Raw genomic sequence first — 14,662 nt, 5'->3', positions numbered from 1 at the left:
GTTTTTTATGCGGTCACGATATTAGTTCGTTTCAGTCCAGCAATCGCTACCGCTACGATAAACACGACGAGCTCACGCCATCGACGCGTACTGCGCGGCCAGCTTCTTCTTATCAATTTTGCCAACAGCCGTAAGCGGTAGGGCACTGACCATGATGACCTCATCGGGATATTTGTAGCCTGCGACGCCCTGGACCTCAAGGTAGCGACAAACCTCTTCCCTACTGAGGGTCTGCCCACGAGGCTGGATAAAAAATATAACCCGGTCACCCTCCGCTATGCGCTCCACCCCAACTACGGAACAAGCATCGATTCTGTCCCACGCGAGCAATACTCCTTCGGTATCTGCGGGCGAGTACTTTTCTCCCGCTCGATTGATCTGCTCTTTGACTCTGCCCAGCACTATCACATTGCCACCCTCATCAAGCCGAACCAAGTCTCCAGTCTTATAAAAACCTTCCGAGTCGAACCCCTCACGGTTGGCTTCTGCATTATTGAAATATCCCCGAATCGTGTAGGGGCCTCTGACATACAGCTCTCCCACCCCACCTTGTGGCAAATCCTGACCGTGTTCATCAACAACGCGCAGAAGATCGACGGCGCTCAACGGCCGTCCCTGGGTGCTGATCTTGAGTGACACCGGATCAAAACGACGGTTGAAACAGAGCAGCCCTTCCGCCATCCCATAAATATGCTGGAGCTCACAATTCAAAAAAGACCGTATCTTCTGGGCTGACGCTTCGGAAAACTTCGCCGCACCGACCTGGATCAGTGTGAGGCTGGAGAACGCCTCGACGCCCAACTCCATATACTCAACAAGCAGCTCAGCCAAAGCAGGCACCAGCGCCGTAACGGTGATCCGCTCCTGAGAGACTATTTCAGAAAAAACCAGGATATCGGGGCGCGCCAAGAGGTAAGCAAATCCGCCCATGGCCATGATGCCCAGAACGCCCGGGCAGCCAAGCGCGAAGTTATGAGCCACCGGCACTGCACACAAATAACGAGAAGAAGTGTCAAGCAGGCACTCGGTGGCCATGTGGGTGAAATTGAACACATAATCGGCATGAGTCCTAGGAATTAGCTTTGGTGTATTCGTAGTGCCTCCCGACAACAACAACAAGGCAATATCATCAGGTGCAGGAGGAACAAAGGCATCTTCTTCGTGCTCATCGATCGCCCTTGAAAAGCCGAGATCATCGAAAAAGACAACACTATTTTTATCCAGCCCCTCACCGATCAGCATCGTCGCAATGCTTTCATAGCTGAAGTGATCATGCTCGCGTTGCGCTATATAGAAACGAGCGTCAGCGACCTTATGCACGCCCCTGATCTCATGCGACCGATGCCCCGGCAGTACCAGAACCGGCAAGGCCCCCACACGAATAACAGCGAACAGTACGATAAAAAAATTGACACAGTTAGGTAACTGAACAAGCACCCGATCGTCACGCTGCAAACCACGAGATGAGAGTAAGCGGGCAAATCCTGATGCTTCCTCAAGCAACTGCCGATAAGACAGTTGCCGAAACTCATCCTTCAACGCAACACGTTCGCCAAACTCATCAGCCCAATCAACGAGCGATGAAAATAGATCGGCCTTAGGTAGCACCCCCTTCTTGAAATAATCATCGAATATGATTTCAGGCGTGCTCGACTTCATTCTTGTAGTCCTTTCGTGTATGCCTCACTGAATAAAATCAACTCGGCCTCTGGCAAATTTACCTTAACAACCAAACACCCCGGATTAGCGACCGACGGATATATTTGAACAAATCGAATAGGGTCCGAAAGAGGCAAGTCAATGTGAGACGGGCCACCACCAAAATCAAATTCCTTATAAGGCATGGCCATCAGGTTATTAAATAACAGCCCCGAGCCGTACATACTGTCATAAAGCGGCTTAAGCAAATAACGGCCTTTAGCGCTCCGCTGAGAAAAACACGCAATCTCCTGAATCTCTTCAAGCAATTCGTCACCCTTAACGACGAGATCAAAAGCCCCTTCGCGTATCAACGAGGACAGCATATCCAACTTAATAGTGGCAATGTCTGACGTCGACAGGTGGATAGAAGGGTAACATAATAAATTCCCAACATAGTTTGGTCCCACCGTGGTAAGTTGCCTTGCGTCATACACTGGATAGAGTGACACAGTATCATCAACGTCCAAAGCCAAACCTGCACTGATGTACTTCCATGCGTCCGCTATGATGTAGTCGTAACGCATAAAACCAACGCAGTCGAAGCCGCCTACGATTCGAGCCACTGACGCTTCATTCAAAACGAAAGTGGCCTCCGAAAAGAGGGGAGATTTTTCCGGGCCGGTAGGTGTATCCCATACATCAACAAGCAACGAAGTGACATCTGCCCCCCTTCCCTTGCCGATACGAGCAAAATCCGGTGTATGGCTTTCGGTCTCGAGCCCCATGTACAAACGTGACAGGAGCCGGATGAAATTAAAGAAGGTGGAGCCATCCGACAACGAGTGCCAGACACTCAAACCCAAAACGCTCGCCCCCTCAAATTCAGATAGTTTTATCTGGAACAGGGGGTGCTTGAAGCTTGAGCGTGAAAGCCTATGCCCTGCCCTGAAGTCCTTCCCACAGAGCAGGTCATACCCGTGGTAGTCGTTCTCGTAGAAGCGCGATGGTAACTCAACGTTGAACTGTTGGGTCTCCAGCAACACACCTTCATTTCCACCAGTGACAAACGTTTGAACACCATCCTTGGAATATTTCCTTCCGGAAAAATAGGGATTAATATCAAGCGCAGCCTGAAGACTCGTAACGAAGCGCTCCTTATCCAAGGTGTGCGGATACACAATTATATAATCCGCCCAAGATTCAAGCATTACATCAACACCATTCAATAATAGCGCTGGCACCTCATTTTTCCCTGCAACAATCATCTCGCCTCCCTTGCATCAAAAATATCTACCCGCCTGATGCTTCAGGCTCGCGTAAAGACGACCGATACATTCTGCCCACCAAAGCCGAATGAGTTAGAAATGACACTTTCAATATGAGCATGGTGGTGATTGGCATCAACAATCGTGACACCGTGATCCGCCATGCCACCATCATAGTTTAGCGTTGGTGTTACGACCTGATGCTTCAAACTTAAAACCGACACCACCGCCTCAATCACGCCGGCGGCATGAATGGTATGACCGATCAACGACTTAACTGACGTCACTAATGTTTCTTTTCCCAACAACTCCCCAATAATCTTGGTTTCCATCCGATCATTCTCGGGTGTACTCGTACCGTGCGCATTCACGCAACTGATCGCCGAGGGAGTCAGTCCGGCATCTTCAATCGCTTTGAGCATGCAGTTCTTGATACCGGCCCCTTGCGGATCACCTTTGGTCCGATGAACGTTATCCGTGGTATTTCCGCAGCCGCTGAGATAAGCGTAGATTCTCGCGTTTCGTTTCTTGGCTATATCTTCCCTTTCAAGCACGATACACCCACCCCCTTCACCAATTACAAACCCGTCACGACTTTGACTAAAAGGGCGACATGCCGTACTCGGCGAATCATTACGTGTTGACAACGCCGACAGGTTATTAAACTTAGTAACGGTTTCGTCATAAATCGAGCTGTCCGCGGCTGCAACTAAGACCCTTTTGGCATTCCCGCGGACAATTGCTTCGTAACCCAACTGAATTGCGCTTGCAGAGGATGCGCATGCGGTTGCGATGATTGCCGGATACTGAGCAAGGCCATACGTTTCAAAAAAAAACGCAGACAATTCCTCCTCAGAAGAAAACGTCTCAAAAGCATTGCGTACCGATTGGGGGCTTGCCGTTCGATCCGCGAGACGCTCATGCCAATAATACATGCCATTAGGAAGCGAATAATACATGCGATCAAACGTACCACCGCCGGCATCAATGCAGGCTTCCGCAACAACCTCCTTAATATACGTTTCTATAACTACCCGAGGATTTAATTCTTCTTCGAAGCGATCATCGACTGCCGCGAAAGAAGTTCGTATACTTTTCCCGCATAGCCGCTTTGAATGTTTAAAATTTGACCCACCGCTCACCATCGCCTGCCAATTTTCATTAACCCCCTGACCAACAGACGTACTCACACCCAGCCCCACCACCACAACTTTGCTTTTCATGATCTCATCCGACCTTAATTAAAGAGGCTGTATTTTTAACGTTAGGCCTCAACAAAAAACTACTTAAATTAATCCTAACGCCACACTGGTCCTCTAACGCCTTGACAAATCGAACGGCCAACAGTGAGTTGCCACCTTTTTCAAAAAAATCTGTTTCAAGGCTGGTTACAGAAATACCTAAGAGCTTTGAAAACAACTTCGCAACGACAGCCTCGTTTTCGTTGAATCCAAGCGACGTCGAGTTGATCCGAGCATCAAGCAGCGCCTCAATTGCCCTTCGATCCAGCTTACCGTTGCTCGTCACAGGAATTTTGTTGATTGCATACATCTGTTTGGGCTGCATAAAAGCAGGCAGTTTTCCGATAAAACCGGAAAAGTAGGTCGCGTCCACTTCATCGATTTCGAGCGGCCCCTCCCACGCCCTACCCGTTAACACGACGAGCCCGATTAAAACTTTCTCAACGGAGCTCTCACCCAGCTGCCTGACGACAGCAACGGCCTCTTTGACCTCCGGAATGCTCTTTAAGCCAGCCTCGACCTCACCCAACTCGACACGATATCCGTTCAACTTTATCTGTGTGTCTCGACGCCCTTTGTAAATAATCTCACCGGCCTCATTGACTTGAGCAATATCCCCGGTTCTATAAACACGTTGCGCCTTCCCGGAGGGGGTTAATATTTCAATATACTTATCATGGCTACCGGCAGCCGAATTAATATACCCCTTTGACAGGCATGCTCCGCCCACACATAGCTCACCGTCCTCCCCCATCGCGCATGGCTGAAGTAACTCATTTAGAATGTACGTCTGCACATTGCCAATCGCTTTGCCAATGGGAACGTGATAAGGCCAGCGATCAAATGGAGCATTATTACTATACGTGGTAACCACATGCGTTTCTGTCGGACCATAATGATTGATCAAGCGGCAGTCCAATCGACTTAACCATTTGATGATTTCTTTGGTCATTAGCAACTGTTCGCCAGCGGTGATCATGTGTATAAAGGCGCCAGGACCTTTCGCCTCCTGACGTTCATACTCTATCGCTAAGGTCTGCAATACAGAGTAAGGGAGAAATGCTCTTTCCAGTTCGTGGACACGAATGAACTCGAACAGCTTCGATGTATCGGCTCTAATATCGTCAGGAGCAATGACCAACTCACCACCGACCGCGAGACATGAAAGTACCTCTTGGCAAGAGACATCAAATCCAGGTGATGCAAATTGCAGCGTACGCAGGGGCCGTCTAAACAAAGCATCATTTTCCAACTGGTCGTCAATCAGATTGGCTATCGACTTGTGCGGCATTTCCACACCCTTGGGCATCCCCGTTGACCCAGACGTGTACAAAACATAGGCAATTCTATCGGGGTCGGCACTCTCTATGCCTCGTGGTCGCTTCTGCCGTCGCAGTGTAGAATCACTTTCCCCCTGCCTTGGTGTATTCATGAACAGTGTGCGTACGCCCTCTTGCATCAACGCAGAAGCGTGAACAGGATCGGTGATCACAAAAGCCAGATCACTGTCGTTGATCATATATCGACAACGTTCAAAAGGAAGCGTCACATCAATAGGAACATATACCAAGTCCGCTCTAAATATGGCCAGCATCGCGATGAAGACATCAAACTTATCATCCAGATACACACCTATTCTTCTCTGTTTCTCCGGCGTCATTTCTGTCAAGATTTCCGCAAGTGCGCGGACATCTTGTTCTAGTGTAAAATAATCGTACGAACCTTTATCGCCGGTCAGTGCCGGGGCATACGGAGTCCGCTCAGCCTGAGCGCTTAAATAAAAACTTAAACATTTTTCCATAATAACCACGCTCCTCTGCAGCCGGATTAAGTTAACGAACTCACCGACGTTAACTATAAATCAGCGCTCACCTTTATCGATTCTAAAAGCCACTCGTGCCTGTTGCAAAAAATCACGCTAGCGCATTGTCAAGATGATTGACGACCGAGGCAATCAGATGACTATTATCGTGATCCCACGGGTGAAAATCGTCACGATAAAAATCTTCTATGTATTTCATCATACCTTTCAACAACCCGTCGCCAGCATTCAAAAACTCCGTTTTCTCCAACCATTCCTTGATGACTCGAGGTTTCCCACCTTCCATCATGTACATCTGGCAAATTGTGTACGTTAGGTTTTTGCACAGCTGGCCGACGGTAAAATCCATCGTCTGATTAAGCAGGGCTTTATCGCCACATACGTTCATATAAACATCAAAGGCAACTGCTTTATGTTCAATCTCCTCCAACGAATGCCATAACCAAAAGTCTTTCACTGCTCCTTTCGCACGGCCGAGGCAACGCTCATCAGTAATTACCAAGTGCGATGTAACGGCCGTCAGGTGTTCCATGCACACTGTAGTGGCTAACAACGAAACTGGCGAAGCGTGCTCCGAAATATATTCATTGTGTTTTTTATAGGGAGCTTCTAACCGCTCCAGATCGTAGCCTCGATGTTCTGCAATCAAACGATTATAGGCAATATGCTCTTTGGTGTGAGCCGACTCTTGTTTAAAAAAAACACCGACCACCCTCTTCAACTGCGGATCACTTAATTGTTCAAGAAAATACCTGACTGATTTTATGAATAGCTTTTCACCACTGGGCAATGGAATGGAAAGCGCGTTGGCCAAAATTGTTTTAAATTGGTCATCCTGGTTCCAGTTCGCACTCAGGTCCCTTTCCAAACAGAACTCGTACCGCCGGGATACCATATCCAGATCAACATCACGAGAACTTTTATTTCTATCCATTTATCCCTCGCATAGCCGCAATCGATATTTGGAGCAGCTGAGACGGCCAGAGTAATTCCTAGTCAAGCCAGCATCAGACTTGCAATAGGTCGAGCGCTATCAATTAGCGCCTGTTGCAGACCGGATAATTTCAGACATGTTTCTTGATATTCTTGTTCTGGGTCCGAGTCGCTGACAATGCCGCATCCCGCAAAGAGCCTACAATTAACGCCTGATATTAGTGCGGATCTGAGCCCTACAATAAAATCTCCATTCCCGTCGGCATCAAGCCAACCAAGAGGAGCAGCGTACCAACCTCGATCCAGTTCTTCGTGCTTGCGAATATAATCAAGCGCCGCCTGGCGTGAATGGCCGGCAACCGCAGGCGTTGGATGCATAGCCGCGACTATATTGAGTAAGCTAACCTCCCCTTTGACTTGAGCACGAATGGCGGTATTGAGATGCTGGACTTTGGGAAGGCAGTGCAAAGTCGGCTCTTGGGAGATTTCCAGCTCGGATACCAACGGCGTCAGCGCCTCACGAATCGCCTCGACGACAAGGGCATGCTCGTGCCGCTCCTTGTTCGACTCAAAAAGCATCTCCCCTAAGCGCCGGTCTATTGCAGCGTCCTCATCCCGGCGAGTGGTTCCCGCCAATGCATGGGTGTGAAGATTTCCGTCGAGGACACAAGCCAGACGCTCAGGCGTTGCTCCAACAAAGCAACTATCACCCCGGCTAAAAGCGAACAGATGCGCTTGGCTATTGCTGCTTAAAGCTCTCACCAAAGCGCCGGGATTGATGGGCTCGTCATGTACCTGCTGGACGGACCGGGCCAGCACGACTTTGGTAAATGCCTGGCACTGTATTTTCTCGACAGCCAGTCTGGCTTTTGACTTCCATTGACCAGCGTTCGCCGGTTCGTACAACGCAAAGTTGGACGATCCGTGCGCCAGTTTCTTTTCGCGCCCGCATAAAAGTTCGATGTGTTTTTTGTAGCTAGCCACCAACAAAGCCACATCCGCATCTGGATCGACATAGCAGTGGCAAAGCAGCCAATCCCGATCTGGCGCATGGACAACCAGCGTTTTGTACAAACTCATGCAGGCGTCGGGGAAGTCCCTCCAACACGGATCCTTGTCACCATCCACATCAAATCGAAATCCGCCAACCAACCTAGGCCCTAAAGGTCCCCGGCATACCGAGTGCTCAAGAAGCGAACGCCAGAGTGCCTGCACCTCGGAAAAACGTGTTTCGCCTTGGACGTTGATTTCAACCTCCGTACCCCAGCCAAACATGCAGACCGCCGGGTCTCTAGCCTTCCAAAACGCGTAGGAATCGTGGTAGCCCTGAGCTCTTTCCAACAGCGACAGCGGATCCACCGTTGCGACAACACAAGAAAAAGCCGCGAGCACAGGGCTTGCCGTTTCAAGCGCTTTTTTATGAGCCTCTTCAATACATAGATAAAGCCCTGTGTAATCCACATCGAGAATACTCATTATGCGAGGCCTCGTTGTTGTCGCCAATAACCAACCTGCTCAGCGATATACCAATTGATAATCTGGCTAAACAGACCTTGTACAAAATCACCATCCAACCCCGCCTCTTCTGCCCATTTCCGACGCTGAGGAAGCATTTCTGCCACACGCGCAGGCGCTGGGATACTAGATTCAGAGGGTTTGAAACGAGACGCGGACCGGACATATAACATACGTTGTCCCATCGCACGGATAATGTGTTCATCCAAGCCGTCAATCGCCCTACGGATATCTGCGAGATTTTCACACTCATCCGGTTGTTTGGCGGTAAGTTCTCTAAATATTTTATCGACCGTCATCATCATGAGCGCCTCATCGCATTACTACAAAGCAGGAAGAAATACACAAAACAGATAGGATTTAGCATAAATGCCATAGTACTCAGACACTACCAACCTTGAAATGCCGCACTTCCGTCGTAAAACCCCTGGCACCATTGGCGAAACTTGGCAATCGGACCATCAACGCGACTTAATGGAGGGCGTTCTATATACTTTTTGTTCTCCCAAATATCGAAATCCTTGGCCAACTCACCAGCTAATCGAGGGGTAAGGTATTTAATCAGCATCGCATCTTTACGAGGGTCGCCCGTGTGTTTTACGGAAACGCTCATGCGGATTACAACGTTCTCATTGTCTATCGGGGAAACGTAGAGAAAACTCCTAAACCTTATCTTCCCACCATCCACATTGACTTCAACTTTATGCAACCCCAACCCATCCAATACGACGTTGGCGTGCGCCACCGAAGACTTCCCACCGATATCACTGGAGCTGATTGATGTCCAACTAGCACGTGGCCAAGTGAATGAGAGCTCTCTTAACTCGCCAATGGATTCCGCATTATGTACCGTTGTAAAGTGAGCAACATCCACTCCATTTTCCGCCACCTCTTGGACGTGCGTCTTCAATGACCAGACACTTCCCTTATCCAGTCGCGGCGAGGTCCATCCAACAGAATCCACTGGGTCCACATTCCAACCAGGCTCACTTTGCGTGCCGCCGTACCAGACTTGGAGCATGCCTGCGTGAATAATCGAGTGCCACCGTTTCAAGCCAACTTTCATGGTACCGTCATAGAATGGAATACGGCTACACTGCCCACCGCTACCAAACTCCCAGCCATGAAACGGGCACCGGATATTTTCACCGATGACCACCCCACCAAACCCCAAGTGTGCGCCTAGATGAGGGCAATGGGCATCATATACCGCAACTTCCCCTGAAGCAGTCCTAACGACAACAATGTCTTTGCCACAGAGCCGCACACTTCGGATAGTTTCATTATCAATATCGTCAGCCCATGCTACGGCATACCAGCCGCAGGGATACGAGCCAAATGGAAACCGATTAGTCACCGGGTGAATTTGATTTTGCGAGTCCATGAAAAACCCCGTTAATGCATTCCGAATGCTGTCCGACTATAAAACATCCACGAGAAATGCTTCGAAATGTGCTCTTCCTACTTGGGTTATCAGTAGTATTCGCTTGCGGCGTTGCAACTGCAGCATTGGCTTAAAATGCAACAATGAAAACAGGACTTGAGTGGGCAATGTCGATTCAAATAGACTGCCGAAATAATCGGCGATATTGACGCCTACAATCCCAACGCCTTCAGGGAACCAATATGCAGGAGGACTGATGCCGGGATGAAAACTTGCCGAAACGGCCGACACTTCATTCTCGATAATAATCTCGGCTAAGTTCTTCAGATCAAAGCGCTCAAGTCGTGAAATACCGGCTATCGCGTCGGTCGGTACCGATCCGAGTACCATACAAGTCGCTGCGCTGCCGAATACGATGGGCGTTGATCCACAATGGTTTATTGAGGCAACGTACTCATCGTGAATTTCCTGATCACCGTTGAACACGCCCCCTACGATAGAATGGTGCGCCTGCCCACTCGAGAGTTTCTCGATAGCATGCGTCACCGCTTGTACCGAAGCAGACGCTTCTCCGACGAACGTTACGCTCTCGCCTTTAGCACCAAACACTATCGAAATGTTAGCTGAATACAAATTCGGTAGTTCAGCAAGGAAATGGGTAGGCCGTAAACGGCTCAACTCGGCGTTGATGTCGAGCGTACCGATTTTAGCCCCTTGTATAATAGCGGCATCGACATCCTTATTTCGTTCACCGATTTTCGAAGCCATAAAAATGTCATAGCTTGTAAGATCGCTGCCCAGCAAGCGTGCGTCCTCCAATGCCAAGCCTGCGGCACAGACCAACATTTTTTGTCCCAAACCCATAGAGTTGATATCACGCTGTTTAGTAATATATCTACTCACCGGGAATTCAGACGCGCTGACTTTGCTCGTGCCGATAAGGAGCGGCGAAAAAGCCATCCATGGATCGCGGGCCTGTAAACATCCCAAGTTGGAGACTCCGCCGACACCCAGAATAAAGGCGCTGTTATTCATCACTCACCCCTCGCCGACTTTACCGAACTGACAACACTTTCCTTGAGAACGTCATTAGGAAAATCCATTAGTTTCAACATGAGCTCGGCGTTGGCCACCATCAACGGCGCGCTAATACTGGCTTTGAAAACCAAATAACCGTCTCCTTGATGAGTTAACTGCGACTTCACGTCAAGCACCTCACCTGGCGAGACAAACCGCTTAAACTTCGCGCTTTTGATATTTACCAGGTAAGGCATCCGCTGAAAACCCGATGACAACATATAAAGATAACCACTCGCTTGAGCCATCATCTCCACCAGCAACACGCCTGGAACGATTGGGTTACCTGGAAAATGCCCCTCAAAGAGAGGGGCCTGTGTTGGCACCGTGCTGCGACAGGTAATACGTTCCCATTCAGAAACGTCCACAACCTTATCGACCAACGCGTTAACTTCGAAATTCATGCCTCAACCAATTTCGGCACTATTAGTGCGTAAACTGCATCCACGAAATCGCACATCTTGGATTCATTTTTTTTACCGTCAGGCACATCCGCCGACCATTGCTCAAGTGGAAACTGAATTTTATAGGTATCTTCGATCTCAAAAACGATATCGAGGAAGTCAACACTGTCAACGCCTAGCTCTTGGGTCAGACTGACGTCGGGATCGATACCGGTAATACCCAGATCCGCCGCATCGCAGTACTGCAAAATGATTCGTTCAATATTGCTGTACAGCGCCTCTTTGGTCACATCAGCTTCCATTTTGCCATCTCCATTATTTATTAATGTTTATTTACGAAACAATAAAACTCTTAACTTCTTCCATTATCGTTTCACTCCTAAAAAACCCAGAGTGTCCTTGCCCATTCGTCGCTCGAAACAAGGCGCCGACCCAACGTTCCGCAAGTTGCTCGCCACCTTGTTCGAATTCAATTACCGGATCATCGCGATCGTGATAGATCAGCGCATCTAGCGTCAGGAATTGGCATAGGTTGATCGTCGAATACTCCTCCCTCCATGAACTGCCGAATGACGATGATATTTCTTGCTCCAGGTCATCCATGCAAACACCCCGGTCAGCCTGAAGCGCGAGGAACCGCTTGAAGACATATTCCTGAGTCGCAGCGGGGGACAAGCAGACCACACGTTGGACGTGTAATCCGTTCCTCATCGCCCACAGTGCCCAGCTGCACGCCATGGAATGCGCGACCACCGCATAGATTTCGCCGTATTTTTTTTGCAGGGCGAGGAGGCTGAACCCGATATTGTTGGACGGGATAAAACGACCCTGCGCATCGTGGGATGGTATATCTACCGCAATAACGCCATGACCCACTTCAGTCAACTTGGAAATCAGCTTTCCAAACTGAGCCGAATTGCCATTGGAACCGTGGAGGCATAACACAGTACGTTCGCCGGGCCAGCGATACAGCCTCACTTCGAGGTCCCCCACTAAAAGCCGGTCCTGCTCGGCTTTTTCAAATAGAGATTTATATGCCTTGGGGATTTTTGGAGCGGTGACGACCGCAATCGGACTGTGCATACTTTCCTACTCAAGCTGTGCTTCAAGCTGCAACTCGCTTGTAATGAAAGCGCTTTGCCTATTGATAGTATTCAATGCGTAAAAATTTTTGACTTCCATCTTCACACCAAATTTCTTCATACACTTTACGAAAAGACTCATGACCTTTAATGAACTGCCACCGACACTTAGAAAATCTGAGTCTTCATCGAAGCTCTGCGAGGGGAGCAACTCTCTCCATAGGTGATGTAACTCCTCTTTGACTTGAGCCGTGTTCATATCTGTAATTCTCATGGTAATTAGTCCAAAGCAAAACTCGTCTAACACGACGGCCGGCAATCAAGCGAATAGATTTTCCACATATCTTAGCCGCTGGTTTAATAAGAGCCAGCGAGAATACTCCGTGCCCCGGGATACTCAGCCGATACCAAAACCTTCATCATGCTGTTCCGCCAGCCTGGGGTTGGTATTTATGAGTTCATTTAGATTTGCTTGGCTAAGTAGAGTTTACGACTCACAGTCTTTCGAACAGGTGGCACTCGCCCGCGCTTGGATTATTAAGGCACGATCAGTTTTGCAATTGAATCGACCACTCGGAGAGGCAACGGTTCGTTGTGCCTGGCGGCGATAGGATGAAAATTTTTTAAACGATACCGCACACCCGCCATTTCCGAGCGAGTAGTTAGGTAGAGGATTATTGCGAATTTTGCATCCATTCATCGAAGCATGTCCTTATCATTCCTTGATAGAGCTTACTGCCTGAATCATCAGCATCAATCAAACCAAAAGCCTGACCTTGACAGTGTCCATTGCTGCAACGTGCCATCGAGCAGCAAAGGCTTGAGTTGCTATCTAGCCTAATCATCCAGAGATCGATTTTGCAACAAAAATTTATGGTTTCGTATTCTCCTAATGTCCCTGTTCCCTACAGCGCGGGGGCGAAAGAGCGAATTTATCCTAACGCTCCTTCGTTTTTTGTACGATCGTGCTTGAATCATACATAACCAGGAAATAGCCTTTTAAAATCAGCAGGTTATGTGTTTTTCACAAGAGCCACGACCGCTGAAATTTCCGATCCTGGGAACTCACTGTTTTTCTTGGTTTGTTTTAGGAAGGGGTGAATTTTTTCCAGCTAGAGTGTTGCGTCAAATGTCAATTTACGTCTACTCTCTGCCGCGGCCGATATGGATCACGGCCATTTTTCAGGCTTCTTTTGCATCTAAATCCGGCTGTAAGCAGAGCATCAATTATGGAGAATTGAGATGGCTGTTGATTTTTCCTGGAGTAAAATTTCCCAGTATTTCCATCCTGTTCTTGATGAAAAGAAATTGCGTAATTCACCCGTTCAGGTCGAAATTGGTGATTTCAAGATTGTGCTTTTCAGGGGGGCGGAAAACGAAATCGTAGCCATGCCTGATCGGTGCCCTCATCGATTTACTCCCCTGTCAATGGGAACTGTTTTACCCAACGGTTCGATAGAATGTCCTTACCACGGCTGGACCTTCGATAAAGACGGCAAAGGCGCCATTCCTTCCTGTCCAAAAGTAAAAACATGCACGATTCCTGTATTAAAGACGGTGCAACGCCATGGCGTCATTTGGGTAGGAGGACAGGAAGCCTCTCCTCCTCCTGAGTTTGAAGATCCTGATTACGTATTTTTGGGACAGTTCCCCGTTGTCTTCAAGTGTCCCTTACACGTTGCCCTGGATAATTTCTCTGAAGATGAGCATTTTCCGTATGTACATCAAACGTTCGGTTGGGACCGGGAAGGCGCAAAGCACGTCGAATACGAATTTGAACAGTTCGATGACAGCACCAATAACTATTACCGAGGTCCCATTCGAAAATTTCCGCTAATGTTCCTTACCGGTGTTCAGCCAGGGGATATCTCCCACAACCGGTTTATTACGTTTTTTAATCCAGTTCGCAGTACCTACGAGTCCTGGGTCACGCGTCGGGAAACCGCCGCATCTATTGGCGGGCGGATCAAAACCACCATATTCTTTGTTCCAAACAGTGCGCAGCGCACTACCCTCTACAGCTTCGTCTTTGGAAAAGCGGAGGATAAGAAATCTGCTTTCCTTCAAAAGAACCTTAAACGCTTTGTCTTGAAATTCATAAAAAAAGAATTTGAAGCAGACGGTAAATTCTCCGAGCGTCTTGCTCATCTTCCCTATGCACTGAACGGCACCAGGCTAGGAAAATATGACAAGCCTCTGGTTGTGCACAGAAAAATGCTTGAACGTATTTATTTAGGCGATCGCTAGTAACCCGGGCTCATCGAGACTGCCCTTCCTCATTAAAAATTGGCGCGAACG

Annotated in this window: 14 protein-coding genes; 1 reads left to right on the top strand and 13 read right to left on the bottom strand. The window is 48.6% G+C overall.

The annotated features are described in order from the left end of the window. Window positions 1-72: 72 nt before the first annotated feature. The 13 genes from J3P86_RS07550 to J3P86_RS07490 all read right to left on the bottom strand — a co-directional run bounded on the left by J3P86_RS07550 (window position 73) and on the right by J3P86_RS07490 (window position 12,638). Complete coding sequence (locus J3P86_RS07550; RefSeq protein WP_434625245.1) at window positions 73-1,659, bottom strand: (2,3-dihydroxybenzoyl)adenylate synthase; 1,587 nt, start codon at window positions 1,657-1,659, stop codon at window positions 73-75. Then, a complete protein-coding gene (locus J3P86_RS07545; protein WP_434625247.1) occupies window positions 1,656-2,906 on the bottom strand; it encodes a hypothetical protein in 1,251 nt (416 codons plus the stop codon). Before J3P86_RS07545 ends, J3P86_RS07550 begins: the two co-directional genes overlap by 4 nt. 41 nt (window positions 2,907-2,947) lie before the next feature. After that, on the bottom strand, window positions 2,948-4,129 hold the full coding sequence (locus J3P86_RS07540; RefSeq protein ID WP_434625249.1) for a beta-ketoacyl synthase N-terminal-like domain-containing protein: 1,182 nt from the start codon (window positions 4,127-4,129) through the stop codon (window positions 2,948-2,950). 4 nt (window positions 4,130-4,133) lie between these two features. Next, window positions 4,134-5,948, bottom strand: coding sequence for a non-ribosomal peptide synthetase (locus J3P86_RS07535; protein ID WP_434699822.1), 1,815 nt, complete (start codon window positions 5,946-5,948; stop codon window positions 4,134-4,136). Between the two features lie 112 nt (window positions 5,949-6,060). Continuing rightward, on the bottom strand, window positions 6,061-6,903 hold the full coding sequence (locus tag J3P86_RS07530; RefSeq protein ID WP_434625253.1) for a metal-dependent hydrolase: 843 nt from the start codon (window positions 6,901-6,903) through the stop codon (window positions 6,061-6,063). A 62-nt stretch (window positions 6,904-6,965) separates the two neighbouring features. After that, window positions 6,966-8,378, bottom strand: coding sequence for an isochorismate synthase (locus tag J3P86_RS07525; protein WP_434699821.1), 1,413 nt, complete (start codon window positions 8,376-8,378; stop codon window positions 6,966-6,968). Further along, window positions 8,378-8,722: an isochorismate lyase gene (locus tag J3P86_RS07520; RefSeq protein ID WP_434699820.1), complete on the bottom strand. Its 345-nt coding sequence runs from the start codon at window positions 8,720-8,722 to the stop codon at window positions 8,378-8,380. The genes J3P86_RS07525 and J3P86_RS07520 overlap by 1 nt, the downstream gene beginning before the upstream one ends. A gap of 83 nt (window positions 8,723-8,805) precedes the next feature. Then, window positions 8,806-9,801 carry a Rieske 2Fe-2S domain-containing protein gene (locus J3P86_RS07515; RefSeq protein WP_434699819.1) on the bottom strand — a complete coding sequence of 332 codons (996 nt, stop codon included), beginning with the start codon at window positions 9,799-9,801 and terminating at the stop codon, window positions 8,806-8,808. Window positions 9,802-9,837: 36 nt separating this feature from the next. Further along, entirely contained in the window at window positions 9,838-10,836 is a 999-nt protein-coding gene (locus J3P86_RS07510; RefSeq protein ID WP_434699818.1) for a beta-ketoacyl synthase N-terminal-like domain-containing protein, read from the bottom strand. Further along, a complete protein-coding gene (locus J3P86_RS07505; protein WP_434699817.1) occupies window positions 10,836-11,282 on the bottom strand; it encodes a 3-hydroxyacyl-ACP dehydratase FabZ family protein in 447 nt (148 codons plus the stop codon). The genes J3P86_RS07510 and J3P86_RS07505 overlap by 1 nt, the downstream gene beginning before the upstream one ends. Continuing rightward, window positions 11,279-11,584, bottom strand: coding sequence for a phosphopantetheine-binding protein (locus J3P86_RS07500; RefSeq protein WP_434625265.1), 306 nt, complete (start codon window positions 11,582-11,584; stop codon window positions 11,279-11,281). Before J3P86_RS07500 ends, J3P86_RS07505 begins: the two co-directional genes overlap by 4 nt. A gap of 31 nt (window positions 11,585-11,615) precedes the next feature. After that, the gene (locus tag J3P86_RS07495; RefSeq protein ID WP_434699816.1) at window positions 11,616-12,365 is read right to left on the bottom strand and encodes an alpha/beta fold hydrolase; all 750 of its coding nucleotides are present in this window, start codon (window positions 12,363-12,365) and stop codon (window positions 11,616-11,618) included. A 6-nt stretch (window positions 12,366-12,371) separates the two neighbouring features. Then, on the bottom strand, window positions 12,372-12,638 hold the full coding sequence (locus J3P86_RS07490; RefSeq protein WP_434625269.1) for an acyl carrier protein: 267 nt from the start codon (window positions 12,636-12,638) through the stop codon (window positions 12,372-12,374). A gap of 968 nt (window positions 12,639-13,606) precedes the next feature. On the opposite strand from J3P86_RS07490, the gene J3P86_RS07485 reads away from it, so the two are divergent. Next, the gene (locus tag J3P86_RS07485) at window positions 13,607-14,611 is read left to right on the top strand and encodes a Rieske 2Fe-2S domain-containing protein (RefSeq protein WP_434699815.1); all 1,005 of its coding nucleotides are present in this window, start codon (window positions 13,607-13,609) and stop codon (window positions 14,609-14,611) included. Window positions 14,612-14,662 lie beyond the last annotated feature (51 nt).

It is taken from the genome of Pseudomonas sp. D1-1, from assembly GCF_051132225.1.
Classification (GTDB): domain Bacteria; phylum Pseudomonadota; class Gammaproteobacteria; order Pseudomonadales; family Pseudomonadaceae; genus Aquipseudomonas.
Note: the sequence above shows the minus strand (reverse complement) of the source record. Positions and strands in the feature narration are given on the sequence as shown.